The 26,597-nt window shown below is 67.7% G+C and carries 18 protein-coding genes and 2 pseudogenes; 15 read left to right on the top strand and 5 right to left on the bottom strand.

Going from position 1 to position 26,597, the window contains the following annotated elements:
• The first annotated feature begins 12 nt into the window (after window positions 1-12).
• Genes ACYVK3_RS14285 through ACYVK3_RS14265 form a run of 5 tightly spaced genes read left to right on the top strand, consistent with a single transcriptional unit; the run spans window position 13 to window position 6,706 of the window.
• Entirely contained in the window at window positions 13-2,340 is a 2,328-nt protein-coding gene (locus tag ACYVK3_RS14285) for an alpha-amylase family protein (protein ID WP_460497998.1), read from the top strand.
• Window positions 2,337-3,656 (top strand): ABC transporter substrate-binding protein, encoded by a 1,320-nt coding sequence (locus ACYVK3_RS14280; protein ID WP_460497997.1) that lies wholly within the window; start codon window positions 2,337-2,339, stop codon window positions 3,654-3,656. The genes ACYVK3_RS14285 and ACYVK3_RS14280 overlap by 4 nt, the downstream gene beginning before the upstream one ends.
• A complete protein-coding gene (locus tag ACYVK3_RS14275; RefSeq protein WP_460498075.1) occupies window positions 3,616-4,551 on the top strand; it encodes a carbohydrate ABC transporter permease in 936 nt (311 codons plus the stop codon). Before ACYVK3_RS14280 ends, ACYVK3_RS14275 begins: the two co-directional genes overlap by 41 nt.
• Window positions 4,548-5,429, top strand: a complete 882-nt coding sequence (locus ACYVK3_RS14270; protein ID WP_460497996.1) for a carbohydrate ABC transporter permease — start codon at window positions 4,548-4,550, stop codon at window positions 5,427-5,429. Before ACYVK3_RS14275 ends, ACYVK3_RS14270 begins: the two co-directional genes overlap by 4 nt.
• 20 nt (window positions 5,430-5,449) lie before the next feature.
• A complete protein-coding gene (locus tag ACYVK3_RS14265) occupies window positions 5,450-6,706 on the top strand; it encodes a cellulase-like family protein (protein WP_460497995.1) in 1,257 nt (418 codons plus the stop codon).
• 285 nt (window positions 6,707-6,991) lie between these two features.
• Here the strand turns inward: ACYVK3_RS14265 and ACYVK3_RS14260 are convergent, their stop codons facing one another.
• Window positions 6,992-7,171, bottom strand: a complete 180-nt coding sequence (locus tag ACYVK3_RS14260) for a hypothetical protein (protein WP_460497994.1) — start codon at window positions 7,169-7,171, stop codon at window positions 6,992-6,994.
• 446 nt (window positions 7,172-7,617) lie between these two features.
• Between ACYVK3_RS14260 and ACYVK3_RS14255 the strand changes: the two genes are divergently transcribed.
• The 6 genes from ACYVK3_RS14255 (at window position 7,618) to ACYVK3_RS14230 (ending at window position 16,522) form a co-directional block, all read left to right on the top strand.
• Complete coding sequence (locus ACYVK3_RS14255; protein ID WP_460497993.1) at window positions 7,618-8,532, top strand: carbohydrate ABC transporter permease; 915 nt, start codon at window positions 7,618-7,620, stop codon at window positions 8,530-8,532.
• Between the two features lie 9 nt (window positions 8,533-8,541).
• The gene (locus tag ACYVK3_RS14250; protein ID WP_460497992.1) at window positions 8,542-9,360 is read left to right on the top strand and encodes a carbohydrate ABC transporter permease; all 819 of its coding nucleotides are present in this window, start codon (window positions 8,542-8,544) and stop codon (window positions 9,358-9,360) included.
• A 44-nt stretch (window positions 9,361-9,404) separates the two neighbouring features.
• A complete protein-coding gene (locus ACYVK3_RS14245; protein ID WP_460497991.1) occupies window positions 9,405-10,730 on the top strand; it encodes an ABC transporter substrate-binding protein in 1,326 nt (441 codons plus the stop codon).
• A 32-nt stretch (window positions 10,731-10,762) separates the two neighbouring features.
• A complete protein-coding gene (locus tag ACYVK3_RS14240; RefSeq protein ID WP_460497989.1) occupies window positions 10,763-11,806 on the top strand; it encodes a LacI family DNA-binding transcriptional regulator in 1,044 nt (347 codons plus the stop codon).
• Entirely contained in the window at window positions 11,803-14,367 is a 2,565-nt protein-coding gene (locus tag ACYVK3_RS14235) for a CBM35 domain-containing protein (protein ID WP_460497987.1), read from the top strand. The genes ACYVK3_RS14240 and ACYVK3_RS14235 overlap by 4 nt, the downstream gene beginning before the upstream one ends.
• A gap of 76 nt (window positions 14,368-14,443) precedes the next feature.
• On the top strand, window positions 14,444-16,522 hold the full coding sequence (locus ACYVK3_RS14230) for an alpha-galactosidase (RefSeq protein ID WP_460497986.1): 2,079 nt from the start codon (window positions 14,444-14,446) through the stop codon (window positions 16,520-16,522).
• A 276-nt stretch (window positions 16,523-16,798) separates the two neighbouring features.
• Here ACYVK3_RS14230 and ACYVK3_RS14225 read toward each other — a convergent pair whose 3' ends face one another.
• A complete protein-coding gene (locus tag ACYVK3_RS14225) occupies window positions 16,799-17,896 on the bottom strand; it encodes a Gfo/Idh/MocA family protein (RefSeq protein ID WP_460497985.1) in 1,098 nt (365 codons plus the stop codon).
• Complete coding sequence (locus ACYVK3_RS14220; protein ID WP_460497984.1) at window positions 17,869-18,570, bottom strand: ThuA domain-containing protein; 702 nt, start codon at window positions 18,568-18,570, stop codon at window positions 17,869-17,871. The genes ACYVK3_RS14225 and ACYVK3_RS14220 overlap by 28 nt, the downstream gene beginning before the upstream one ends.
• Window positions 18,571-19,186: 616 nt before the next feature.
• On the opposite strand from ACYVK3_RS14220, the gene ACYVK3_RS14215 reads away from it, so the two are divergent.
• The 4 genes from ACYVK3_RS14215 (at window position 19,187) to ACYVK3_RS14200 (ending at window position 23,640) form a co-directional block, all read left to right on the top strand.
• A complete protein-coding gene (locus ACYVK3_RS14215) occupies window positions 19,187-20,869 on the top strand; it encodes an ABC transporter substrate-binding protein (RefSeq protein ID WP_460497983.1) in 1,683 nt (560 codons plus the stop codon).
• 125 nt (window positions 20,870-20,994) lie between these two features.
• Window positions 20,995-21,957, top strand: coding sequence for an ABC transporter permease (locus tag ACYVK3_RS14210; RefSeq protein WP_460498074.1), 963 nt, complete (start codon window positions 20,995-20,997; stop codon window positions 21,955-21,957).
• A gap of 5 nt (window positions 21,958-21,962) precedes the next feature.
• A complete protein-coding gene (locus ACYVK3_RS14205) occupies window positions 21,963-22,886 on the top strand; it encodes a carbohydrate ABC transporter permease (protein ID WP_460497982.1) in 924 nt (307 codons plus the stop codon).
• 67 nt (window positions 22,887-22,953) lie between these two features.
• Window positions 22,954-23,640 (top strand): hypothetical protein, encoded by a 687-nt coding sequence (locus tag ACYVK3_RS14200; RefSeq protein ID WP_460497981.1) that lies wholly within the window; start codon window positions 22,954-22,956, stop codon window positions 23,638-23,640.
• A gap of 54 nt (window positions 23,641-23,694) precedes the next feature.
• Here ACYVK3_RS14200 and ACYVK3_RS14195 read toward each other — a convergent pair.
• Both ACYVK3_RS14195 and ACYVK3_RS14190 read right to left on the bottom strand, forming a co-directional pair.
• Window positions 23,695-23,985, bottom strand: a pseudogene (locus ACYVK3_RS14195) (RICIN domain-containing protein); the annotation flags it as partial.
• Window positions 23,986-24,003: 18 nt separating this feature from the next.
• Window positions 24,004-26,433: pseudogene (locus tag ACYVK3_RS14190) on the bottom strand (beta-L-arabinofuranosidase domain-containing protein); the annotation flags it as partial.
• Between the last annotated feature and the right edge of the window lie 164 nt (window positions 26,434-26,597).

Genomic DNA, 26,597 nt, shown 5'->3' with positions numbered 1-26,597 from the left:
CAAAGGAGCGCCATGAACGACCGCACGCCTGCCCGTGAGCTGCACGTCAGCGCTGCACCGCCGCCGCTGCGGGCCCACCTGCCCTACGGCGAGCCCGAAGGCGTCCCCGATCGGATCGAGGTGACCAGCCGCTGGCTCGAGCGCGCGGCCCGCCCTTGGTTCCCGATCACCGGCGAGATCCACTACTCGCGCCTACCCCGCGACCGCTGGAACGAGGTCCTCGGCCACGCCCGCGCCGGCGGCCTCGACTCCGTCGCCACCTACGTGTTCTGGGCCGCACACGAGCCCGAACCCGGCCGCTTCGACTGGTCCGGCAACCGCGACCTGCGCGCCTTCATCGAGCTCGCCGCCAGCCACGGCCTCGACGTGATCGTCCGCATCGGCCCCTGGGCCCACGGCGAATACCGCAACGGCGGCTTCCCCGACTGGCTGCTCGAACGCGGCCTGCGGACCCGCACGAACGACCCGGACTACCTCGCCCTGATCCGCCCGCTGTACGCCCAGATCATCGCCCAGCTCGACGGCCTCACTCACGCCGAAGGCGGTCCGATCATCGGCGCGCAGGTCGACAACGAGCTGTACGACCAGCCCGACCACCTCGCCACGTTGCGCGAGATCGCCGAGGAGACGGGCCTCCGGGTGCCGATCTGGACGGCGACCGGCTGGGGCGGCGCGCAGGTCCCGGACACACTGCTGCCGCTGTACAGCGCCTACTCCGAGGGCTTCTGGGAGGACGAGACCGTCGAGTGGGCCGAGTTCGCGCCCTTTCACTACCGCTACTCAGAAGTCCGCGACGACCTGAGCGTCGGCGCCGATCTCCGCGAAGCCCTGGACGGCATCACCGCCCCCGTCTCCGACACCGCCGGAGCCGATGACCGGCTGCCGTTCGCCACCTGTGAACTCGGCGGCGGCATGCACGTGGCCTACCACCGCAGGCCCCTCGTCTCGCCTGAAGACGTCGCCAACCTGGCACTCGCCAAGATCGGCTCGGGCTCGGCCTGGCAGGGCTACTACATGTACGCCGGCGGTACCCAACGCACCGGACCCCTGGGGACCGAGCAGGAATCGCACGCCACCGGCTACCCCAATGACGTGCCGGCGCTGAGTTACGACTTCTACGCGCCGATCGGCGAGCACGGCCAGATACGCGCCCACCACCACCTCCTGCGCCGCCAGCACCTGTGGCTGCGCGAGGAAGGCCACCGCGTCGTCGTGATGGCCGCCAATGTCGGCGGTGGCAGCGAGGACCGCGACGAGCTGCGCTGGGCCGTCCGCTCCGACGGGCGCAGCGGTTACCTCTTCCTCACCACCTACCAGCCGCCCAAGCGGCCCTTGGCATCACAGGACCAGGTCCAGTTCACCGTCCACTTCGAAGACGGGACGGTCACCGTCCCGAGTGCGCCGGTGGACGTCCCGGCCGGGCTCTCCGTGGTGTGGCCGCTGCGGTACGCGCTCACGCCGGACCTCGAATTGCGAAGCGCCACAGCGCAACTGCTGACCCGCATCAGCGATGACGAGGGCGACATCGTGGTCCTCGCCGCGACCGAGGCGATCCCGGTCGAGATCGTCCTCGGCGATGGCACCGCCGTCGACCTGCCCGCCGAGCCGGGCCCGGACTGCGTCATCGAACTTCCGGGCGTTCGCCTCCTAGTCCTCGACGAAGCGAGCACGAACCGCCTTTACAAGCTCGACCTGGCCGGGCACGAACGCCTCGTCCTCGCCGACGCGCCGGTCTGGGCCGACGGCGGCGACCTCGTCGTCCAGTCCGAGCACGAGCAGGCGACCGTCGCGATCCTCCCCGCGCCCGAGGGCCTCGAAGCCGACGGCGCCGACCTCGAATCGCCTCGTGCACGAGGTCTCTGGCGGTCCTGGACCATCGGCCTCCACAACACCGGTCCCCTCCCGCTCGTCCTCGAGGCCCCGCCCATTCACGGTCCCGCGCCCGAACCGCGGCGCGGCGGCCCCATGAACCGCCTCAGCGCCCCCGACGACTACTCCGGTGCGGCGACCGTCCACATCGATGTCCCTGCCGAAGCGCTCGACGCCGACCGGACCATCCTCCGTCTGGAATGGACCGGCGACGCCGGACGCGCCCACATCGGCGACCGGCTCGTGTCCGACCACTTCTGGCACGGCCGCTCCTGGGACATCGACCTCACCGCGCACCGCGAAGCCGTCGCCGAGCACGGCGTCCGCCTCGAACTGCTTCCCTGGCGACGCGAGACCGGCGTCTGGGTCGACCCGTCCGTGCGCGGCATCGAAGACGGCGTCGCGATCACCTCCGCCACCGTGATCCGGGTCAGCAAGGCCCGGCTCCGCGCATCGAAGGAGCCGTCATGACACTCGACCGAAGGCGACTGCTGCGGATCGCCGGGCTCGCCGGTCTGGGGGCGGGGGCCCTGACGGGTTGCACCGCCGCCGATGAGGGCTCGGCGCTCGCCTCCGGGGCGGTCGATCTGAAAATGTGGACGCACGACCCCGGATACGCCACCTACTTCACCGGGGCCGCCGGCGATGCCGCGCTCGTCGGCGACAGCGCGTGGACTTACACCGTGGACGTCACCTCGATCGCGCCGCCCGACATCGTCTCGCGCCTGATCAACCAGGCCGTCGCCGGGCGCCCGCTGCCGAACATGACCGGACTGGTCATCGACCAGTTCCCGCGGCTCATGCGCGCGGACATCGCCGAGAACCTCCTCGTCGACCTCACGGCACTGACGGAGCCGCTGGGGGACCGCCTGCTCAAGACGCAGCCCTACACCGTCGACGGCAGCGTCTACGCGATCGAGTCGGACAACTCAGTCTCGGTCATGTTCTACCGGGCGGACCAGTTCGCCGAGTACGGCATCCCCGAGGACATCGCGACCTGGGAGGAACTGCTGGAGATCGGCGCCGAGGTCGCCGCGGGGACGGGCCAGGCCATCGGCATGGTCGCCAACGGCGACAACGGATCGATCGTCAACGGCTTCACGCAGATGCTGCTCCAGCGCGGCGGGAACCTCTACGACGCCGACGGGGAGTTGACGGTCCTGTCCGACGAGTCGATCGAGGTCCTCGAGCTCATGGCCGAAGGGGTGCGCTCCGGCGCGCTGCTGTCGATCGCCGACCCCTACGGGGGAGCGGCCGCGGCCGCGCTCAAGGACTCCACGCTCATCGGCACCGTCATGCCCAACTGGTACAAGGTCTACGGGCTCGAAGCGAACGTGCCCGACCAGGCCGGGCTGTGGCGGGCCCGGACCATCCCGGCGTTCGCCGGGGGCGGGCACATCGCCTCCACCATGGGCGGCACCGCGTTCGGCATCGTCAAGGACCAGGCCGAGACCGACGCCGCGGTCGACTTCCTCGAACGCGCCTACCTCACTCCCGAGGGGCAGCTCGCCCGCTACGGCGCCGGGGCGTACCTGCCGACCCTCGTCGACCTCTACGACACCCCCGACTTCCAGGAGATCACCGATCCCTTCCTGGGAGACCAGCGGGTGTTCGAGGTCTACGGGGCCGGGGCCAACGACATGCCGATCTTCTACCAGGCCGCCGGCGCGTCCGTCCTGCGCGACAGCCTCGGCGGACCCCTCCTGCGCGCGATCAACAGCGAGGCCGACCCCGAAGCGGCCCTGCGTGAAGGACTGCGCGCCTACGAAAGGCAGGCACCGGCATGAGCGCCGCAACCGCCGCACGACGACCGCGGAACGGAGCCCGCTGGGCGCCCTACGCCTTCATCTCGCCGTTCTTCATCCTCTTCGCCCTGTTCATGCTCGTGCCCGTCATCGCGGGAGCGTACCTGAGTCTCACCGACTGGGCCGGACTCGGCTCACCCGAGTACATCGGCCTCGACAACTACACGCGCCTGTTCCAGGACCCCAGCTTCGGCGCGGCCCTGGGCAACACCGCGATCTACACCGTGTTCGCGCTCGCCGTCGTGCTCCCGGCCTCGCTCCTGATCGCCCAGGCGCTCAACACCCGCGGCCTCAAGCTCCGCGACTTCTTCCGGCTCACCTACTTCATGCCGGTCGTCCTGTCGCCGATCATCATCGCGCTCGTCTTCGGGTTGATCTTCGACGGCGAGTACGGCCTGTTCAACGCCGTGCTCGAAGCCCTCTTCGGCTTCGGAGGGGTCTCCTGGCTGACCGACCCGTTCTGGGCGCGGGTGGTCGTGGTGGTCCTCGTGCTCTGGCGCTGGACCGGCTACCTCACGATCTTCTTCCTCGCCGGCATGCAGTCCGTGCCGAAGAACTCTATGAAGCGGCCGAAGTCGACGGCGCCGGACCGGTACGCCGGTTCTTCTCCGTCACGCTGCCGCAGCTCAAACCGATCACCGCGTTCATCGCCGTGATCATGCTCGTGAACACCGCGCAGATCTTCGAGGAGCCGTTCCTGCTCACCCAGGGCGGACCCGGCGAATCGACCCTCTCAGTCTCGATGTTCGTCTACCGCGCCGCATTCCAGCGACAAGAACTCGGCTACGCCGCCGCCGCGGGCGTGGTCATGTTCGTCATCGTCTTCGCGCTCGGGCGCGCCAGTTCCAGCGCCATGGGCGTGGGGAGGACCCGATGAACGCCACCGCCACCCGCACCGACGCATCACGCACACCGGACAAGACGCCCCGGCGACCGGCGCGCCCCGGCCGCATCGCCCTCTACGCCACCCTGCTCCTGCTGGTCGCGATCTACCTCGCGCCGCTGATATGGGCCCTGTCGTCCTCGTTCAAACACCGCAGCGAGATCTTCTCGTTCCCGCCCGAACTCTGGCCCGACCCCGCGACCCTGGACAACTACACGCGGCTCCTGGCCGAGCAGCCGTTCTGGCGGTGGATGCTCATGAGCACCGGCGTCGCCCTCGCCAGCACCATCGCCGTCGTGTTCCTGTGCTCGCTCGCCGGCTACGGCTTCGCCAAGTACGAATTCAAAGGCAAGCGCCTCCTGTTCGACGTCATGTTCTCCTCGCTCGCGATCCCCTTCGCGGCCATCGTGGTCCCGCTGTTCATCCTCGTCGCCAAACTCGGGCTCGCGCATCCGCTGTTCGCCCTCATCGTGCCCTGGGTCGCCCCGGCCTTCGGGATCTTCATGATGCGCCAGTACATCGAGCAGTCCATCCCCGACGAGATCCTCGACGCCGCCCGCATCGACGGCTGCTCGGAGTTCCGCATCTTCTGGACCGTCGTCCTCCCGCTCCTACGGCCCGCCCTGGGCGCGCTGGCCGTGTGGAGCTTCCTCGGCGCCTACAACAACCTGCTGTGGCCGCTCGTCATCGTCTCCGAACCGGAGTACTACACCGTCCCGCTCGGACTCCAGGCGCTGTTCGGCGCCGAAGGCCGCCAGTACGACCTGGTGCTGGCCGGCTCCGTCCTCGCGGCGATCCCCGCCATAGCCGTGTTCGTCCTGCTGCGCAAGCAGCTCGTCTCCGGCCTCACCGCCGGGGCGGTGAAGTCATGACCGCAACAGAAGGAGCCGCAGTGAACTCCCGCCATCCCGACCGCCTCGCCATCACGCTCTGGGACTTCTCCTGGTACGTGCGCACCGGCCCCGGCGAGCCCTTCGAAGACCTCGACGCCGCGTTCGCCCGGGCCGTGGACCTCGGCTACAACGCGGTCCGCATCTGCGCGATGCCGTTCCTGCTCTTCAAATCCGGCCTCGACACCACCGCCCTGCGACTCGGCCCGATCGGCGGCGGCTACGCCTCCCGCGTCCGCTGGTACGACGTCGAGCAGCCCACCCTGATCGACGCGAAAGCCCACCTGCTCGACTTCTTCCGCGCCGCCGACCGCCACGGCGTCGCGGTGATCGCCTCCTCCTGGGAGTACCAGCAGAGCCCGGCCTTCGCCCAGACCCGCGACTGGTACGACGCACTGCACACCGTCGACCCCGAGGAGCGGTTGACCGTGCTCGGCGAGGCCATGGCCGACCTCGTCGACCTCCTCGCCGCGCACGGCCTCGACCACACGATCGCGCTCGTTGAGCCGCACAACGAGGTCCAGGCCGGGCACCTCACCGCCGGGCTCCCCGGCGACGAGGACCCGGTGGTCGAACTCCAGGGCCGCCTCGAAGCCGGGATCGAGGCGTTCCTCATCCGCCACCCCGAGATCCCGTGCGCCCCCAACTACGCCCACGTCCCGGTCGCTTCGATGCGCGGCCTGCCGCGCAACGCGACCGCGCTGGCCTTCCACCCGTACGTCTACGGCGTCCTCGACGACCTGGTGCGGGAGTTCGCACTCCGCGGCGACCCCGAGGACTTCCCACAGGACCGCGCCGACGCCGAACTGCTGCGCCCGGGCGCGCCGCGCCTCGCCGATTGGGCCCCTCCCGCCGAGTCGGAATGGAAGCGGCACGCCTCCATCGTGGGGCACACCGAGATCTACGTGCACGACTGGTGCGACCCGGAGAAGGTCGACCGCTGGCTCTACGACCGCTACGGCGCGCACCGCCTCGCGATGGCCGCGCAACTGCGCGACTGGATCGACGTGGCCGCCGACCACGCCGCCCGCATGGACGTCCCGCTGGTCTTCGGCGAAGGCTGGGTCGGCTACACGCCCCGCGACTGCCGTTTCGAGGAAGGCCCGGTAGGCGCCCAGATCTGCCGCGACGCCGTCGCCCACTCCGTCCGCGTCGGCGCCTGGGGCTCGATCATCTGCTCCAACGCCGCCCCCCAGCACGCGATGTGGGCCGACCAGGACCTCCAGCGCGAATGCAACGCCCTGCTGCGCAAGGCGTAACGCTCGCACCGGTGCCGCCGTGTGCGGAGGGTGGTGGGTCGTGATCGATATAGGCGACCGTCATCACCGCAGTCGCGAAGAAGGAGGGTGCAGCCGGTGACCCAAGGCGTCCGAGAGGGACGTCATCCTCGATGGTGATGCCCTCGCTCGTCACTCCCTGCTGATGGATCGGCTGGTCTGGATCGCTGAAGACATGGTTGGCGGGAACGATGACCACGTGGGTCGCGATCCGGACCTGGTTGCCGATCTGCACGCCGCCGTGCCCGTAGATCGCGGTGTACGGGTTCACCGTGCAGTGGTCGCCCATGAGCAGTTCGCATCCGGGCGCAGCCATGCGGTCACATCGACCGCGAGCACGATCCGCCCGCGCACCCTCTTGATCGGTCCCCTGCCAGCAGCGGTCTCAGGCAAGGCAGCGAGCGCGGCCTCCTCGGCCGAGCGCGCACTGACGGCGAAGTCCAGCACGGCTACTGGGTAGCCGAACTCACCGCCCTGGCCGCCAAACCCGGCTGGCCCGAAGGCATGCGCCTGATTCGTTCTAGTGGCTGTCAGCGATCACAGGCCGATCGGGCTGTGTGCATATACCGATGTCTAGCGCCGAACGCGGCACCCGACGTGGCAGAGGAGCGAGAGTCTTCGTTCGAGGCGATACGGTTAGAAAGTGAGCGCTAACAGGACATGATGCTCGTTCACACCGAATTTCTCAGTCAAGGGGTAGACGCGAGACCCATGGAAAGCCTGAGGGCGACGTATGGAATGACGAGAGGCCACTCCTGGAAGGGGTCCGAGGTTTTCTCCGAACAGAGGTTGACGGATCATGATCGTGAGCGCTAACATCTGTCTCTGTCGATCCAGTCACTACCGATCAGCTGGGAATCATGCAGACCCTTCACGACACCGAGCCTCGCACTGTGAGCGCTCACGAGTCGGGGCGGCTCACGGCCCGACGGAGGCGGTGGCGCACCGCCCCCGAGGCCTACGGGATGCTCGCGCCGAGCATCATCGGCTTCGCGCTCTTCCTCATCACACCCATCGTGGTGGTCGTCGTCCTGAGCTTCTACGAGTGGAACTTCCTGTCCGACCCCGAGTTCGTGGGCCTGGAGAACTACCGAGAGCTCAGTGGCGACGAGCGCGCGATGCAGGCGATCGGCAACACCTTCTACTATGTGCTGCTCAACATCCCGATCCAGACAGTCCTCGCCCTGCTGCTGGCGTTGGCCGTGAACGCGAAGATCAAGGCCCGCAATGCGTTCAGGGTGATCTACGTGCTGCCGTGGATGGCGATGCCGGTCGCACTGGGCGTCATCTGGAGGTGGGTCTTCGACCCGGTGAACGGGGCGCTGAATCGCTTCCTGGCCGCGATCGGGATCGACGGCGCCGCCTGGTTGACCGACTCGACCTGGGCCATGCCGGTGATCGCCTCGGTCAATGTCTGGCAGTACACCGGCTACACCATGCTGTTCTTCCTCGCCGGGCTCCAAGCCATACCGAGCCAGCTCTACGAGGCCGCCAACGTCGACGGCGCCTCGAAGCCCTACCAGTTCTTCAAGATCACCCTGCCGCTGCTGCGGCCCGCGATGCTCTTCGTGCTCATCACCAGCGTCATCGGCTCGTTCCAGGTCTTCGACACCATCCACGTCATGACCGCAGGCGGCCCGGCCGGGGCCACCGCGACCCTCAACTACCAGATCTATCTGGAGTCGTTCACCCAGCGCAGTGCCGGATACGCCTCGATGCTCGCGGTGATCCTGTTCGCGATCATCGCCGCGATCACGCTGCTGCAGGTCCTGTTCTTCCGCAAGCGCACCCTCTACGACTTCAGCTAGGAGCCGACCGTGGTCAAGAAGATCCTCCTCTACCTCCTGCTCGTCGCGGGAGCCGCGGTCTCGCTCGCTCCGTACCTGCTGACCTTGAACGCCGCCTTCAAGTCCAAGCAGGAGATCCTCACCTCCGAGCCCTGGGCGCTCCCGGAGCACCCGATCCTGTCGAACTTCGCCGACGTGTGGAGCCGCTACGACTTCGCCACGTTCGTGGTCAACTCGATGATCGTGGCCGTGGCGGTGACCATCGGCCAGCTGGTGTTCTCCACCCTCGCCGCCTACGCCTTCGCGAGGCTGGAATTCCCCGGACGGGACCTGCTGTTCTGGGCCTACATCGCCACCTTGATGGTCCCCCAGATCGTCACGCTGGTGCCGACGTTCATCATCGTGCGCGAGCTGGGCCTGGTCGACACGCACCTCGGGCTGATCCTCCCGTTCGTGTTCGGCTTCCTCATGCCCTACGGCGTGTTCCTGGTGCGCCAGTACTTCAAGACCATCCCCGAGTCCATCGAGCACGCCGCCCGCATCGACGGCGCCGGAACCTTCACGATCCTGTGGCGGGTCATGATCCCCATGGCCAAGCCCATCCTCGGGACCCTGGCGATCATCAGCTTCGTCAACACCTGGAACAACCTGCTGTGGCCGCTGATCATCACGCACTCCGAGTCCACAAGAGTCATCACGCGCGGCATCGCGCAGATGCAGAGCCAGTTCAACCAGGAGTACCACCTGGTGCTCGCGGCCTCGGCGATGGCACTCCTCCCGCTGGTGGTGGTCTTCCTGACCTTCCAACGGCACATCGTCCGCTCCATCGCCCTCAGCGGCATGAAGTGACCCACGGCCGTGAACGACAACCTCTCGATGAGAAAGGCACAACGATGAACAAGACGCGCTTGGCGGCACTGGCCGCCGCCGCGATCACGGCACCGCTCGGGCTGGCAGCCTGCGGCGACGAGAGCGGCGACGGAGACGTCACGCTCCGGTACGCCTTCTGGGACGACAATCAGCGCCCCGCGCTCGAGGCGATGATCGAGGCCTTCAACAAGGAGCACCCCGATATCACCGTCGAGCTCGAGCAGAACCCCTGGGACGACTACTGGGCCGGCCTCGACACCCAGTTCGCGGGCGAGAGCGCGCCGGACGTGTTCTGGAACCACGTCTCCCGCTTCCCGACCTACGCCGACTCGGGCGTCCTGCTGCCGATCACCGACCAGGTCGAAGAGGACGGCGTCGACACCTCGATCTACCCGGCGAACCTCTACGACTCCTGGCAGTTCGAGGACGAGCAGTACGGACTGCCGAAGGACTGGGACTCGATCGCGCTGGTCTACCGGACCGACATGCTCGAAGCCGCGGGCATCGACCCGGCCACACTCGACGACCTGGAGTGGAACCCGGTCGACGGCGGCACCTTCGTCGAGTTCCTCCAGAAGCTCACGCTCGACGGGAACGGCAACAACGCCCTTTCGCCCGACTTCGACCCTGACAACGTGGTGCAGTACGGGATCGCGCAGACCTCCGCGACCGGGCAGACCGACTGGTGGAACTTCGCCGTCCAGAACGGCTGCGAACTGCAGTCCGAGCCGTGGGGCGAGTACACGATCGACTCGCCTGAATGCGTCGAGGCGATCCAGTTCACCGCCGACCTGTACAACAGGTGGGGCGTCGCCGTCCCGGCCGAGGTGACCAATCCGCCCAACGGCGGCGAGGCCGCCGAGCAGATGGTGGCCGGCAACGCCGCCACCGTGATGGACGGTTCCTGGATGCTCGGCTTCTACCGCGACGGCCTCGAACCGGGCACCTGGGCCGTGGCCGACAACCCCTCGGGCCCCGCTGGCTCGGGCTCGGTCATCAACGGCCTGTCCAACGCGATCTACGCCGGCACCGACCACCCCGAGGAGGCGTGGGAGCTGGTCGAGTTCCTCGGCTCGCAGGAAGCGCAGCGCATCGCCGCCGAGATGGGGTCGGTGTGGCCGGGCGTGTCATCGCTGAACGACGTGTTCGCCGAATACTGGAGCGGCCAGGGCGTCGACGTCAGCGGATTCCAGACCGCCGCCGAGGGCACCACCATCGGCTACCCGCTCTCGATGAGCGACGCCGCCTTCTCCACGGCCGCGCTCGACGAGTTCAATCAGGTCTGGCTCGGGCAGAAGGACGCCCAGGCCGCGGCCGAGGCGGTCGTCGAGATCGCCAACGCCGAATAGCCGCAACACGAATGGAAAGGTGACCGACCGACATGAGCGCAGCCGAATCCAGAGCCGTCAGCATCTTCGACGTCGCGAAGCTGGCGGGGGTGTCGCACCAGACCGTCTCGCGGGTGATCAACGATTCGCCCCAGGTCGCGGACGCGACTCGCGCCAAGGTCAACGCCGCGATCGCCGAGCTGGGCTACCGGCCCAACCGCTCGGCGCGCACCCTCGCCGGCGGCGCCGTCCGGTCGGTCACCGTCCTCACCACCGACACCTCCCTGTACGGGACGGCCGAGACCCTCCGCGGCGTCGAGGACGCCGCACGGGCCGCCGGGTTCACCGTCCTGATCTCGGTCCTCGACCCCGAGCAGACCTACAGCGAGGACGACATCCTGTCCCGGCTCCCGCACGACGGCGCCCCCGCGATCGTCATCGCCCACGACGAGACCACCACCCGAGCCATGCAGGCGCTGCAGAAGACCCAGGCGCACGCCACCGTCGCCACCGGCGGCGAGCACCTCGGCATCGAGTTGGACGGCGCAGACTGGCTCGTCTCGCTCGACGACCGCACCGTCGCCGCACGGGCGACGAAGTACCTGCTCGACATGGGCCACCGAACCGTCCACTACCTCGCCATCCCCTCCAGGGCCAGCCGCCAAGCCGGTTGGACCGCCGCGCTGGACGAGGCCGGGATCGAGCCGCCACCGGTCGTCCACTCCGGATGGACCGTCGGCTCGGCGTACGAGGCCGCGCTCGAGCTGGTCGCCGACCCCGACGTCACCGCGATCCTCTGCGGCAACGACGACCTCGCCTTCGGCGTCCTGTACGCCGCGCACCGGACCGGCCGCACCGTCCCCGGCGACCTGAGCGTCATCGGCTTCGACGACAGCCCGCTGGCGGCTTACCACGTGCCGCCCCTGACCACCGTCGACCTCGACTTCAGAGGCGTGGGAAGGGGAGCCTTCGAGCTGCTGCGGCAGAAGCTCGAAGGCGGCGGGCAACCCCGCCCCACCTGGCGGTCCCCGGAACTGATCGTCCGAGAGACGACCGGTCCCGCGGACCGACGATCCACACCGAAAGGAAAGCCATGAAATCCCATCTACGAAGCGGCCTCACGGCCGCGGCCGCGATCGGTCTGCTCGGCAGCCTGACCGCCGCACCGTCGGCCATCGCCCAGGAGGCGCCAACCCTGACCGTGGACTTCGGCACCCTGACCGGCGAACCGACGCACGGCGCCATCGGCTCCCTCTACGGCATCTCCGACGCCGGCGTACCCGGCGACAACCTCATCGACCCACTGAAGATCCCCACCATGGCGGGCAAACCCACCCTCGGCACCCAGCACCCCAACGGGGACGCGAGCGCGGTGCTGGAGACCCTCGCCCGGCACGACGAGGGCGACGCGTACATCAACCTGCAGGACTGGTACCCCGACTGGCCCTACCAGAACGACGGCATCGAGGCCTACCTCGCCGAGATCGACCAGATCGTGCCGCTCATGGAATCCGATGAGCACGCCGACCGCCTCGTATACGTGCCGTTCAACGAGCCCAACTGGATCTGGTACAACCGGGGCGAGGACTACGAGGGCACCGTGGAGCGCTTCCTCCACGACTGGGACCTCGTCTACAGGCACCTCAAGGAGATCGCGCCCGACACCCCTCTCGCCGGACCCAACGAATCCCACTACGACGCCCGGTTCATGCGCGACTTCATGGAGCACACCGCCGAGGCCGGCACCGTGCCCGACGTCATCACCTGGCACGAGCTCTCCCCGAACTCGCTCCAGTACTACCAGGACCACTTCGACACCTACCGCGCACTCGAAGCCGAGCTCGGCATCGAGCCCCGGCCGATCAACATCAACGAGTACGGCAACAACCGCGACTTCGGCGTGCCGGGCCAGATGGTGCAGTGGGCATCGATGTTCGAGGACACCGACGCCTACGCGGACATGGCCTACTGGACCGCGGCCGGCGGCTTCTCCGGCAACGCGCCGCAGACCAACGTCCCCAACGGCGGCTGGTGGTTCCTCCACGCCTACTCGAGGATGACCGGCCAGACCGCCGAGGTGACGCCGCCCCAGGAGAATGAGATCGACACCCTTCAAGGCATCGCCACGTTCGACGAGTCCAAGGAACAGGCGCACGTCCTCCTCGGCGGCGCCGACGGTGAGGCCGCAGTCGACCTCGAAGGCCTCGACCTCGGCAGCAAGGTCACCGCCACCGTCCATGAGATTGGCTGGACCGCCAACGAGGGCTCCTCGGGACCGCCGCAGGTCGTCGACCAGATCGCGCTGCGTCCCAAGCACGGCGAAGCGACCATCGACCTCCGGAACCTGGACTCGATGTCCGCGTACTGGATCACCCTGACCCCGGGCAAGGGCGAGGTCGACCCGGTCGAGGCCCCCTGGAGCGGCACCTGGGAGTCCGAGGACGCCCGGATCACCGCCGGCGTCGTCTACGACGAGGGCGGCGTCGCCAACGGCAACGGATTCCCCGCCTCCAGCGGCCAGTCCGTCGGCTCGCTGAACCAGGCCGACAGCCGCATCGAGCACGACGTCGAGGTGCCGGAGGCCGGAAACTACGATCTCACCATCACCTACGGCAACACCTACGGGCGCGGCCTGCCCGAGGGCGGCTCCCCGACCGAGCAGTTCCTCACCGTGAACGGCGGCGAGGCGACCACCGTCACCTACCCCTCGACCATGCAATGGGCCGCGCGAGGCCAGGTCACCGTCCAGATCGAACTCGAAGCGGGCGCGAACACCATCGCGCTGGCCAAGTCCGACCCCGAGGCCGGCACCGCTTACGGCGAGGCCGGACTCGACAAGATCGACCTGACACCGTCCGAGATCCACGAGCACACGTATCCGGCCGTGCTCGCCCGCACCGAAGGCGAGGTCGAATTCGACTACGGCAAGAAGGAAGGCGTCACCGTATCGGGTGACGCCAGGGTGGTCTTCGACGTCTACGCCCCCGCCGACGGCTACTACAACGTGACCGTCGATGCCGACGGCAAGGGCAAGGGCACGGGCGGCCTGACCGTCCTCGGCCCGCATGGCGAGGACGCCGAACTCGACCTCGCCGATGAGCAGGTCCTGGCCCTCCACCACGGCGTCAACCGCATCGCGATCGACGCCGGCGACGCCAAGCGCCTGAACGTGCACGGCCTCACCCTCACCGGCGACGGCGACACGAACGGCTTCACCGAGACCGCCGCGGCCGACGCGGAGCTGTCCGGAACGGCGAGCTTGACCGACAACGAGTGGGCAACCGACGGCGAGACCATCACCGGCGTCGGCGGCGGCGAAGGCAACACCGCGACCATCACCGTCCAGGCCGACCAGGCCGGTCCCCACATGCTGTTCGTCCACTACTCCAACGACGAGCGCACCGGAGGCCACGCCTACAACACCGACATCATCTCCCGCTACGCCGAATTCACCGTCAACGGCGAGGTGATCCGCACGGTGCCCATGCGCGGCACCTGGAGCTGGAACGACTTCTGGTCCTACCCGCTCATCGTCGACCTCGAGGCGGGCACCAACACCATCGAGATCGGCAATCCCGGCCTGTACACCGACATCGGTGACCGCGAAGGGCGCACCGCCGACTTCGACCGCTTCGAAGTCGCACCGCTGAACCCATAGCCGCCGAACGAAGGAAGCCCGCCCCGCCACCTCGGGGCGGGCTTCCGCCCGAACACCCAATGTGAAAGGAAAGCGCATGCCAGCGCTCGACTCCCGACTCTGGGCCGTCAACACCCCGAACACCACCTACGTCGTGGTCCTCGACCCCGACGACGGACTCCGGGGGCTCCACTGGGGCACGAAGTTGACAAAGGCGCAGGCCGACTCGCTCCTGGAGTCGCCCCGAGCAGTGCACCGGTCGGTCACCGACGGGCGCGACGCCGTCCTGGACCTGACCCCGGCATCGGCGTTCAGGTACGGCGCCAACGGCCTGCAGGTCCAGTTCGTCGACGGCACCCGCGACCTCGAACTGGCCTTCACCGAGGCGGTCGAGACCGAGCGGGAGCTCACCCTCGTGTTCACCGACGCCCACTACGGACTGGAGGTCCGTACGACCTACCGCACCCACGCGGACACCGATGTGATCGAACGGTCCACGGCGCTGCGCAACCGGAGCGACGAGCCGATCGAGGTGATCCGGGCCGACTCGGCCACCTGGGTCGTGCCCGAACGCGAGGACTACCGGCTCACCCAGCTGTTCGGCGAATGGGGCGCCGAGACCCGGCTCAACCGCACCTTCCTGCCGTACGGCGAGACCCACCTCGGGTCGCGGCGCGGCCACACCAGCCACCAGGCCAACCCGTGGGTCGCCGTCGACGACGGCACGGCCGACCAGACGCGCGGCGAGGTCTGGTCCACCGCGCTGGCCTGGAGCGGCACCTGGCGGCTGACCGCGGAGCGGGCGCCGACCGACCGCGTGGCGGTCTCGGTGGGCTTCGGACACGACCCGGTCTCGGTCGCGCTCGCGCCCGGGGAGACGCTCGAGACCCCGGTGGCCGCCGGCCTCTACGTCCCCGACGGCTTCGCCGCCTCGGCCGCGGCCTGGCACGACTACGCCCTCCGGCACGTCCTCCCGCATCCCGAGGAGGTCCGGCCGGTCCTCTACAACTCCTGGGAGGCCACCGAGTTCGACATCTCGGCCGACGGCCAGGCCGCGCTCGCCGAGCGCGCCGCGGCGATGGGCTGCGAGCTGTTCGTGATGGACGACGGCTGGTTCGGCTCACGGGTGCACGATCGCGCGGGCCTCGGCGACTGGCATCCGAATCCCGACCGCTTCCCCGACGGGCTCGGGCCGCTGATCAAACGGGTCCACGATCTCGGCATGCGGTTCGGGCTCTGGGTCGAGCCCGAGATGGTCAACCCCGACTCGGAGCTGTACCGGCGTCGGCCCGACTGGGTGTACCACCAGCCGCACCGGCGGCGCAGCGAGATGCGCAACCAGCTGGTGCTCAACCTGGCCCGGTCCGATGTGGCCGAGTGGATGCACGGCCGGCTCGACGAACTGCTGGCCGGCGACGAGATCGACTTCCTCAAATGGGACATGAACCGGCCGTTCAGCGAGGCGGGGTGGCCCGGCGCCGAGGACCCCGACCGGCTCTGGTTCGATCACACCAGGAACCTGTACCGGATCATCGACCGGCTCAGGGCCGACCACCCGAATCTGCGCATCGAGTCCTGCGCCTCGGGTGGCGGAAGGGTCGACTTCGGCATCCTCCGCCGCACCGACCAGGTGTGGACCTCGGACAACACCGACGCGGTCGACCGGATCGAGATCCAGGAGGGCTTCGCCCAGGTGTACCCGGCCCGGGTGATGGGCGCTTGGGTCACCGACTCGCCGAACCCGTTCACCCGCAGGGAGGTACCGCTGGACTTCCGCTTTCGCGTGGCGATGGCGGGGGCCCTCGCGGTCGGCGGCGACCTGCTCGAGTGGACAGAGGCCGAGTCCCGGCGCGGCGCCGAGTTGGTCGCCGACTACAAGCGCATCCGCGAGACCGTCCAACTCGGCAGGAGGCGTCCGCTCCGCGTCGGCGAGATCCGTGGCGCGCAGTACAGCCGCGGCGACGAGACCGTGGTCCTGGCCTGGCGCCGCTCGCGCCGCCTGGGCTACCGCGACCCGCTGGTGAAGCTCGCCGGCCTCGAATCCGGCGCCCGCTACCGCGACGAGCGAACCGGCCGCGTCCACCACGGCGCGGTCCTCGCCGCGCACGGTCTCGACCTGGACCTCGAACCGGGGGACTACGCCTCCACGATGGTCGAGCTGATGCGCCTGCCGTGACCGCGCCTCGGCGCCACCGCAAGACGATTGTGGAGGAACCGCCTCGGACAGTGCCTATCGTGGAAGGAGCCATCCAGGGGTCGAGGGCACATCATGCAACGCTCAGATACTCGGGCCGAGACTGCGCCGCTGGCGACGTTCTCGAGCACCGTGAACGAGCCGGTCCGCAAGCGGACCCAGATCGGCCACGTGCAGTCGCTCCAGATCGGCGTGACCGAGCCGCGCGCCTCCGCTTGTATGGATCAACGCCGCCTCCCGCCTCCGCATGGAGTCGGGCTAGCTGTTCCAGATGGTTCGGTCGGTCAGTGGGACGATGCTCGGGCGTTCGCCGGAGGTGACCACGGGGAGGCGTCGGCCGACGGCCGCCGACCGAAGCACTGCGGTCATCACTTCGAGGATGTGGAGCGCGAGGGCACCGTTCGCCCGGGCCGGGTGGTCCGAGTCGGCGAGCAGCATGTCGACGAGGCCGATGCCGCGACCGGCGTCCGCGTAACCGGCGCTCACCGGGAGCGTAACGCTCTGGTCGCGGCCGAGGGGGCGAAGCGTCACGTCCCCTTCGAAGCGGTTCGGGTCGGGGATCGCGAGTGACCCCTCGGTGCCGTGGACTTCGATCGGCGGCGCCGCCGTGGCGACCCCGTCGAAACTCATCAGGACCGTGCTCATCGCGCCGCCCGCATGCTGGAGGATGCCGGTCACGTGGGTGTCGATGGTGACCGGCACTTGTTCCCCGGCACGTGGGCCGGTGCGAATCGTGCGCACATCGCGGGACCGGCTCGTGGCGCCGGAGACCGAGACGACCGGGCCGAGCAGGTGCACTAGGGACGTGACGTAGTACGGTCCCATGTCGAATAGTGGTCCGCCGCCGTCGGTGTAGTAGAAGTCGGGATTCGGGTGCCAAAGCTCGTGCCCTGGAACGACCATGGTGGCGGTCGCGGATGTGGGCGTTCCGATGCGTCCGGAGTCGACGGCGGCTCTGGCCGTCTGGATTCCCGTGCCGAGGACGGTGTCGGGAGCGCAGCCGAGCGCCAGGCCCGCGTCGCTCGCTGCTTCGACCACGCGCTCGGCATCGTCGAGGCTCGCCGCCAGCGGCTTCTCGCCGTAGACGTGTTTCCCGGCCGCAAGCGCGCGCATGGCGACGTCGGCGTGCGACGCGGGGATCGTGAGGTTGAGGACGGTGTCCACTCTGGGGTCGTTGACGAGTTCGTCGACCGTGACCGCCTCCGCTCCGATCTCGGCGGCGACATCGACCGCCCGGGTCACGTTCAGGTCGGCGACGGCGACGATCTTGATGAGCGGGTGCGCCGCGATCGTCGCCAGGTATTGGGACGAGATCGCACCCAGTCCGACTATGCCGATACCGTACGGGTCGCCCATAGCATGCCTCTCTCGATGATGATGCGGACGCTTTCGTGGCGAAGGATGTCGACGCTGTGGCCCGGTGTCGCGACGACGATGCGTCCGGCGCCCCATTGTCGCGTCCAGACGGCCGGCGACACGATCGGCCGGTGCCACTGGTGCCAGGGCCGGGTGGGGTGCGTGGTCGTCGCGAGGATGTCGATCAAGTCGTCGTGCAGCACCCAGTACTGCTCGGTGTGCAGTTCGAAGGCGTCGATGCCGCGGGTGATCGGGTGCTCTCGGCCGAGGTCGGATATCTCCACGGTGTGCGGCAGGTAGTAGTCCGCCTGGGCGCCGGTGCGCAGTTCGGGCTCTTTGGCAGGGTGGCAAGCGAACTGCCCGCCGATGAGCTGGAGGTAGTCGGAGGAGGAGCGGTATGAGTCCGCGATCCCGCCGTGCCAGCCGATGAGTCCCGTTCCCGCCGCGACCGCGTTCCGCAGGCCGTCGAGCTGCGGTTCGGTTATCTCGGACATGGTGACGCACTGGACGATCAAGTCGACCGCGCCGAGGTCCTCGGCGTACGCGGCCGGGGATGCTTCGATGCGGACGGTGTAGCCGTTGTCCTCGAGGAAGGGAAGAAACAACTCCGTCGCTTCGACCGGCGCGTGTCCCTCCCAACCGCCTCGGACGATCAGCGCGTTCGGTCGTTTCATCGGGACTCCTCGTCGATTTCGGTCCATCGCGATCCGTCACCGGCCGGCACAGCGTCGACCATCAGATCCCACTTTCGAATCTCCTCACCGGGTGAGGCGGCGCACCGACGTCGCGCGCGACGCGACGGCCTACCGGCGCACGGTAACAGACGGACCGCGACCCAGCGAGCTCCGAGTGAGGTGCGTTGTCGTGCTCCGATCGACCTCGAGAGCAAAGTTTCCGGACAGTTCCGGAAATTACCGTACCGCATATAGGGTGATCGCGGCACGTTGGCCGGAGGTCGAAGGGATGGGAACCGGCTGAGCGGCGCCCCGCGCCCTCGCTCTGCGAGCCGATCCTGGACGCGACGAAAACGCCACCGCCTGCGGAATCTTTCGTCCAATCCCTGGCAGGTCAGTGTCGCTCCGGCTCTACGGCAGCGAGTATCGGCGATTGGTGCTCGCTCAAAGTGATGCGTCAGTTTCCCGCGGGGACTCATTGACATCAATCTCCCGGGCCACTAGGCTCTGGAAATTATCGGAACGAGGCCCGAAAATTTCGACAGAAGCGATCATGTGATCGTACACATATGTCGGATTTTCGAGCGATAACCCCCCAATCCCCAGGAGAAACGTCATGTCGGAAGTATTCGGGCATAAGCCCCTCCAGGCGAGCCGTCGCAAATTCTTCGGCATCTCGGCCGCCGTGTCGAGCGCCATCGCGCTCGCGTCGTGTAGCAGCGACGACGACGGCGGCGAGGTGGACGTCGACCAGCAGTCGAAGGGCGCGATGGACGACTTCACCGCGGACATGCAGTTCACCGCGACAGAGGCGTTCACACTGTCGCTATTGTGGACGGACTGGCCCGAGCTCCCGATCAAGGACTCGTGGCAGTTCTTCGACGAGCTGGAGAAGCGCACGAACGTGAAGTTCGAGCTCACCAACGTTCCGTTCAGCGACGTGGAGGAAAAGAGGAGCTTGCTCATCAGCGCGGGCGACGCCCCCACGGTCATCCCACTGATCTACACCGGTGACGAGACCTCGTTCGTCTCCTCGGGCGCGCTCCTGCCGATCAGCGACTACGTCGAGCACATGCCGAACTTCCAGAAGTACGTGGAAGAGTGGGACCTCGCTGAGATGATCGAGAACCTCAAACAGGCCGACGGCAAGTACTACATGCTGCCCGGCCTGCAAGAGGTGTCGGTGCCCGTCTTCACACTCGTCATTCGCAAGGACGTGTTCGATGCCGTCGGCGCGGGCGTGCCGGAGACCTGGGAAGACATGCGCGAGGCACTCCTGAAGATCAAGCAGGAGTATCCCGACTCCAAGCCCCTCGCCGACGGATTCGAATCCGCCTCGCTGCTGAACTTCGCCTCGCACGCCTTCGGTGCTCGGGCCGGATGGGGCTTCGGCAACGGCATGGTCGACGACGGCAGCGGGAACCTCGAGTACACCGCCGTATCCGCCGGCTACAAGGAGATGGTCGAGTTCTTCCGCGGCCTCGTGGAAGACGGCCTCGTCGACACGGAGTCGTTCACGGCGTCCAACGACGGAAGCGGCGGCGGGAGCGTGGCCGAGAAGTTCGCGAACGAGACCGTGTTCGCGGCATCGGGTTCGGCCGGCACCGCGATCGAGTTCCAGCAGGCCTTGAACGAGACGGTCGGCGAGGGCAACTTCGAGGTCCTCCAGATCGCCCCGCCCGGAGGCCCGGCCGGCCAGGTGGTCGAACCGCGCAACTTCTGGAACGGGTTCATGCTGAACTCCGAGGTCGCCGAGTCCGAGAACTTCCTCGCCACCCTGCAGTTCCTCGACTGGCTCTACTACAACCCCGAAGCCCGCGAACTGCTCCGTTGGGGCGTGCTCGACGAGACGTACACGAAGGACGCCGACGGCAATATCGAGCTCAAGCCGGAGTACTCCCTCAAGGCCTTCAACATCAATCTGGAGGGAGCGACCGACATCCAGGAGGATCTCGGCTGGTCGAACAACGTGTTCGCCGATTCGACCGAGTCGCGAGCACTCAAGGAGTCGTACAACACCGAGTCTTTCGTGGCGTACATGGACACCGTGCTCTCGACGCGCACGCCGCGCGATCCGTACCCGCCCGCTCCGCTCGACGAGATGGAACTCGAACGGGCGTCGCTCCTGGCCACGCCGCTCCAGGACACGGTCGACACGAACACCTTGAAGTTCATCCTGGGCGAACGCGACATCGCCGAGTGGGACGACTACGTGTCCGAGCTCGAATCCCAGGGCCTCGCGGACTACGTCGACCTCATCAACGGCGCGCGCGAGCGCTTCGAGGAGGAGAACTCCTGATCCGCGGTCGGGGCGCCCTCGCGCCCCGACGACGCGGACGGGAGGGAGTGGACATGCCCCTTACACAAGACGAGAAACCCCCGCAGCCGGTCACCGGCGAACCGACCGACGGTGCCGCATCGGACATGACCGAACGCGCCGCGGCGCCGCCGCCGACAGGACCGCGCCGGCTGTCCAAGCGCAAGCGCCAGACCTGGCGAGAGGCGTTGCGGCGTGACTGGCAGCTGTACAGTCTCGCCGTACTGCCCCTGATCTTCCTCGCGATCTTCAAGTACGGCCCCATGGTCGGAAACATCATCGCGTTCCGAAGGTTCCGGCCCGGCGGAAGCATCTTCGGCGACGAGTGGGTCGGCCTCCGCTACATCGAGCTGTTCATCAACGACCCGACGTTCTGGCACGTGTTCGCGAACACGGCGATCCTGGGAGGACTGACCCTCGTGGTCGGCTTCCCGCTCCCGATCGTGCTGGCACTCATGCTGAACGAGGTGCGAAAGAAGTACTTCAAGAGGATCGTGCAGTCGATCTCCTATCTGCCGCACTTCCTGTCGGTCGTCATCATCGTCGGCATGCTCATGCAGCTCTTGTCATTGCAGGGCACGGTCAACCAGGTCATCGAGGCATTCGGCGGCGAGAGCATCCCGTTCTTGCAGCGACCGGAGTGGTTCCGCGCCATCTACGTCGGGTCCGAGGTGTGGCAGACCGTCGGTTGGGGGACCATCCTCTACCTGGCGGCGCTCACCACGGTCGACGACGCCTTGTACGAAGCGGCGAAGATCGACGGGGCGGGCCGCTGGCGGCAGACCTGGCACGTCACCGTGCCGGGCATCCGCCCGATGATGGTCACGCTCCTGATCCTCAATATCGGGATGTTCCTCCAGGTCGGCTTCGAGAAAGTCCTCCTGCTGTACAACCCGCTGACGTATGAGACGGCCGACGTTATATCGACCTACCTCTACCGGGTCGGCCTCGTGTCGAACAATCTCAGCTATGCGGCGGCGATCGGCCTGTTCCAGGCGCTGATCGGACTGGTGATGGTGCTTTCCGCGAACCTGATCTCGCGGCGGATGGTGGGGACGAGCCTGTGGTAACCGAGATGAGTACGAAAAGCTCGACGAAGCCGGCGGACCGCGGGCCGCGACGGAAGAAGGAGACGACCGGAAGGCGCGTCTTCGTCGCCGTCAACGCGACCTTGCTCGTCCTCCTGTGCGCGGTCATGCTGTACCCGTTCGTCACGGTGCTCGCCCAGTCGTTCAGCTCGGCGGGAGCGATCAACGCCGGCAAGGTGAACGTCTGGCCCGTCGGCTTCAACGTCGACACCTACACCGCGGTGATGTCCAACAACACGTTCTGGCGCAACTACGGCAACACCGTCATGTACACCGCGGTGGGCACGACGATCGCCATGGTCCTGACCACGACCTACGCGTACGTCCTGTCGAAGAAGCATCTCAAGGGACGCAACGTCCTCATCGGGATCGCCGTGTTCACCATGTTCTTCAACGGCGGCCTCGTGCCGAACTACGTCCTCATCTCCTCGCTCGGGATGAAGAACACCATGTGGGCGATCGTGCTGCCCAACGCGATCTCGGTGTTCAACCTCCTGGTCATGAAGTCATTCTTCGAGAACCTGCCCAAGGACATCGAGGAGGCCGCCCAGATCGACGGGCTCGGCTGGTACGGCATCTTCGGGCGGATCGTGCTGCCCCTGTCGAAGGCGGTGATCGCCACGATGGTGCTCTTCTACTCGGTCCAGTACTGGAACGACTGGTTCCTGGCGTTCCTCTACCTCGACAAGAGCGAGCTGTTCCCCGTCACGCTGTTCCTGAGGAACCTCATCGCGGGAGCCTCCACCTCGGCGTCCGAAGGAGCGGCGGCCGCGGGGTCGACCACCGCGCTGGTCTCCACGAATATCCAGGCGGTGACGATGATCCTCACCGTCATCCCGATCCTGTGCGTCTATCCGTTCGTGCAGCGCTACTTCGTGTCGGGCATCATGCTGGGCTCGGTCAAGGGATGACGGGGACCGCGCACTGTACGGGCACGACGCTCGAGAACCGGGCGGGACTGGCCGAAAGGGGAGGAGCATGAGCACGGAGCACGCCGGCGAGATCGGCCCAGGGGTGCTCTCCCGGCTGACCGCCGCGGTCTATCGGTACCTCGTCCTGGGATTGTTCCTCGCCGTTTTCGGTCTGCCGACCCTGCTGTTCTGGACCCTGTTGTCGCCCGAACCCTCGAACGTCGTGCTCTTCATCGCCGCGCTCCTCCCGGTCGCGCCCGCGCTCTCGGCGGCCTTGTACGCCCAACGGGCATGGTCGGCCGAACCGGACCTGAGCCCGGCGCGACCGTTGCTCCGCGGATTCCGACTGAATCTGCGGGACACGCTTTCCTGGTGGATTCCCGTGCTCGCGTTCACGACGGTGCTCGCCGTGAACGTCCTCTTCGCGGAGGGAGTCGCCGGAGGCGAAATCCTGAGACCCGTGTGCGTCGTGCTCATCGTGGTGCTCGCCGTGTGGTCGGGGCACCTGCTCGTGGTGACGTCCTTCTTCTCGTTCCGTTTCCGGGACGTGCTCCGCGTCGCGGCGGTGGAGTTCTTCCTCTCCTGGAAGTCGTCCCTCGGCATCCTCTCGCTCCTCGTCGTCGCGACGGCCACCGTAGTCGTGAGTTCCGAGGCGCTGCTGCTCCTGCTCGGGTGGGCGTTCTCTCTCTCGCTGTGGCTGGTCACACGGCCGGTCACCGCGGACATCACCGAAAGGTTCACGAGACATGACTGACGCGAGACGGCGGTGGAGAGGCCCTCCCCTCCGACCGCCGATCTCCTCTGCTGTCTAGACGAACCTCCACAGGTGGTCGTCGGTGCCGTTGTCGTCCCAGATGACGATCTCGGTGCCAGCGGTCCTCGATCGGTCCAGCACGCCCAGCATCCTGCCGCCATTGGCGCATTGGATGCGGAAACACCCATCGGTGCCGTAGCGCAGGCGCCAGAGATGGTCGGCGGTGCCGGTATCGGACCACTGGATCGCCCGGGAACCGTTGCCGGTGCCCATGTTCGCGACACCGAGGACCTTGCCGCTGTGTGAGTTGCGGAGTTTGAAGTAGCCGTCTTCGGCGGGTTCCGCGGTCCAGAGGTGGTCGGCGGTGCCGGTGTCGGACCACTGGACGACGGCCGCGCCGTCGGCCTCGGACATTCCCTGGATTCCGAGGACCATGCCGCTGTAGGCGTTGACAATGCGCCGAGCGCCGGAGGGCATGATCCGCCACTGGTTGTCCCGGGTGCCGTTGTCCGAGTCCTGGACGGCCGCCGCTCCGGCGGCAGTCGACCCGTTTTGTACCGCGAGGAGCTTGCCGCTGTTGCCGTTCCGAACCTGGTGCGTCCCGTCCTCGGAGTCGACGAGCGTCCAGAGGTGGTCGGCGGTGCCGGTGTCGGACCACTGGACGACGGCAGCGCCGTCGGCGGTCGACATGTCGCGCACACCGAGGACCTTGGCGCTGTGGCTGTTGCGCAGCTTCAAGGCCGAGCCCACGGTGACCATCTCCCACAGGTGGTCGGCGGTGCCGCTGTCGTGCCACTGCAAAGCGGCCGCGCCGTCTGCCGTGGACATGTCCTGGACACCGAGGACCAGGTCGCTGCTGGCGTTGTACAGCTTGAACGCCGCGGCCCCGCCGCCAGTGCCGGGAGCGTTCCAGTAAACGGTGTAGTTGTGGCCGTGGGCGTCGTAGAACGGTCCGAGGTGCACCGTCGAGCCGTTCGCGGTCGCGGTGAAGGCGAGCGAGTCCTCGCCGACCCGCTCGATCGAGTCGGCCTCCAGCTCCGGCAAGGTCCCGAGGTCCGTGTTCCCGTAGTTCCCGGACAGGACCGTCGGGCCGTAGAGGATCGCCGAGACGTTCGGGTCGTCGCCTGTCGCCTCCGCCACGATCCGCATCGGCAGGCGCACGGTGACGGTGTCGCCCGAGTTCCAGGAGCGGTTGAGTGAGGCATAGGTCCCCGGCGTCGTGTCGACGTCCTGGGTCTGGCCGTTGACACTGATCGTCGCGTCCTCGGTCCAGGCGGGGATGCGCACCCGCAGCGTCCACTCCCCGCCGGACCCGCCGGAGACGGTCAGGGTGGTGGTGTCGCCTACGGGGTAGTCGGTGGCCTGCGTGACGGTGACGCCCCGGTCACTCCAGTCGAGGACCGAGGGCATGAACAGGTTGACGTACAGGCCGGCCTCGTCGAAGCCGTAGACGGAGTCCATCAACCTGGTGAACGTCTCGAGGCCGGTGCCCTGGCAGCACCAGAACGAGTCGTAGTCGGTGCTCCAGGTGCCACCGCCCCACGCGGGTCCCACGCCGCGACGGCCTCCTGGATTGAGCGGCGTGAAGTAGGTGATGTGCCCGTGGGAGTCCTCCGGGTTCTGCCAGCCGAGCATGTGGCCCAGCAGCGCGCGTTCGTAGAAGTCGAAGTAGGCCGTGTCGTCCGGGTCGAGCGCCCACAGCTCGCGGGTGAGCTTGAGCATGTTGTAGGTGTTGCAGCCCTCGCAGGTGTCCTCCTCGAGGTACGCGGCGATGGCGTTCGGAGGCCTGAAGTGCTCGGCCTGGCTGTTGCCGCCGATGACATAGGAGTGGGTGCCGACGACCATCCGCCAGAAGTTCTGTGCGATGTCGCGGTACCGGTCGGTTCCGGTGGCCTTGAACTCGCGGGCGGCACCGACGGCCTTGGGCACCTGCGTGTTCGCGTGCAGGCCGTTGAGCCGGTCCTGGTTCGAGGCGAGCGGGTCGAACACGGCGGCGTGGTCGAAGCGCTGGGCGGTCGTCAGCCACCGCTGATCGCCGGTCTGCTGGTACAGGTCGGTCAGCACGTCGTTCATGCCCCCGAACTCGGTGCCCAGCATCGCCTGCATCTGGCTCGAGCTCAGTCGGCCGGTGCGCCGGTCGACCCATCCGGCGAATTCCAGCAGTACGTCGCGGGCCTGCGTGTTCTCCAGGTACCGCCAGGCATCAAGCAGTCCCGCCAGGGTCTTGTGGACGCAGTAGTACGGCACGTTGCCGTTGGAGAGCGTGCGGTCCTCCAGGGCGGTGAACTCGGACTCGGGGAATCCCGAGAGGTAGCCGGCGGAGAATCCGGCGGCGTTGTTGTTCGCCTGGCACTCGGCGAGTCCGGCGACCATGTGGTTCGCCTTGTCGCGGCACGTGGTGTCGCCGAGGACGACCCCCGCGTAGGCCCAGGCGGTGAGGAAGTGGCCCTGAAAGTGCGTGCGGAACGGGAAGGTCGGGGAGTCCCAGCCGCCGTTGGAGGAGGCGCCGTTCGTCGACAGGCGGTGGTTGGAGCGGAAGTTGTACAGCAGCCGGTCGACGTCGACGTAGCGCAGGTATGACAGGGTGCGGTCCTGGCTGCCCTTCCATCGGCTCGAGGTCAAGGCGACCTCACCGAGTGCGAACTGGTGAGCCGAGACGCCGATCTCGGATCGGGCGGGCGGGAGGACGGCGTGCGCAGCGGTGCCGCCGATGCCGGGTGCGGCGGCTGTGGCAACGGCGGCCGCTCCGGCGGCATGAAAGAGCCGACGGCGGCTCAAAGGTGATGACTGCACGGTGAGGGTGTCTCCTTCTCCTGAGATGTCAGCCGGGCAACGCGGGGCGCACCGGCAAATGTTATCGGTCACAGTTCAATGGTCGTCAAATCGGTCGCTGGGGCGTGATCGGTTGCGGCAGGATCCCACCGGCGCATGTGGATTGGGCGAGTCGAGATGACCCG

The sequence above is a fragment of the Glycomyces tarimensis genome, assembly GCF_054776215.1.
This window is presented reverse-complemented; position numbering and strand designations above follow the sequence as displayed.

Coding starts and splice junctions, on each gene's coding strand:
- ACYVK3_RS14285 (WP_460497998.1), top strand. CDS start 13: ATGAACGACCGCACGCCTGCCCGTGAGCTGCACGTCAGCGCTGCACCG.
- ACYVK3_RS14280 (WP_460497997.1), top strand. CDS start 2,337: ATGACACTCGACCGAAGGCGACTGCTGCGGATCGCCGGGCTCGCCGGT.
- ACYVK3_RS14270 (WP_460497996.1), top strand. CDS start 4,548: ATGAACGCCACCGCCACCCGCACCGACGCATCACGCACACCGGACAAG.
- ACYVK3_RS14245 (WP_460497991.1), top strand. CDS start 9,405: ATGAACAAGACGCGCTTGGCGGCACTGGCCGCCGCCGCGATCACGGCA.
- ACYVK3_RS14240 (WP_460497989.1), top strand. CDS start 10,763: ATGAGCGCAGCCGAATCCAGAGCCGTCAGCATCTTCGACGTCGCGAAG.
- ACYVK3_RS14235 (WP_460497987.1), top strand. CDS start 11,803: ATGAAATCCCATCTACGAAGCGGCCTCACGGCCGCGGCCGCGATCGGT.
- ACYVK3_RS14230 (WP_460497986.1), top strand. CDS start 14,444: ATGCCAGCGCTCGACTCCCGACTCTGGGCCGTCAACACCCCGAACACC.
- ACYVK3_RS14225 (WP_460497985.1), bottom strand. CDS start 17,896: ATGGGCGACCCGTACGGTATCGGCATAGTCGGACTGGGTGCGATCTCG.
- ACYVK3_RS14220 (WP_460497984.1), bottom strand. CDS start 18,570: ATGAAACGACCGAACGCGCTGATCGTCCGAGGCGGTTGGGAGGGACAC.
- ACYVK3_RS14215 (WP_460497983.1), top strand. CDS start 19,187: ATGTCGGAAGTATTCGGGCATAAGCCCCTCCAGGCGAGCCGTCGCAAA.
- ACYVK3_RS14210 (WP_460498074.1), top strand. CDS start 20,995: ATGACCGAACGCGCCGCGGCGCCGCCGCCGACAGGACCGCGCCGGCTG.
- ACYVK3_RS14205 (WP_460497982.1), top strand. CDS start 21,963: ATGAGTACGAAAAGCTCGACGAAGCCGGCGGACCGCGGGCCGCGACGG.
- ACYVK3_RS14200 (WP_460497981.1), top strand. CDS start 22,954: ATGAGCACGGAGCACGCCGGCGAGATCGGCCCAGGGGTGCTCTCCCGG.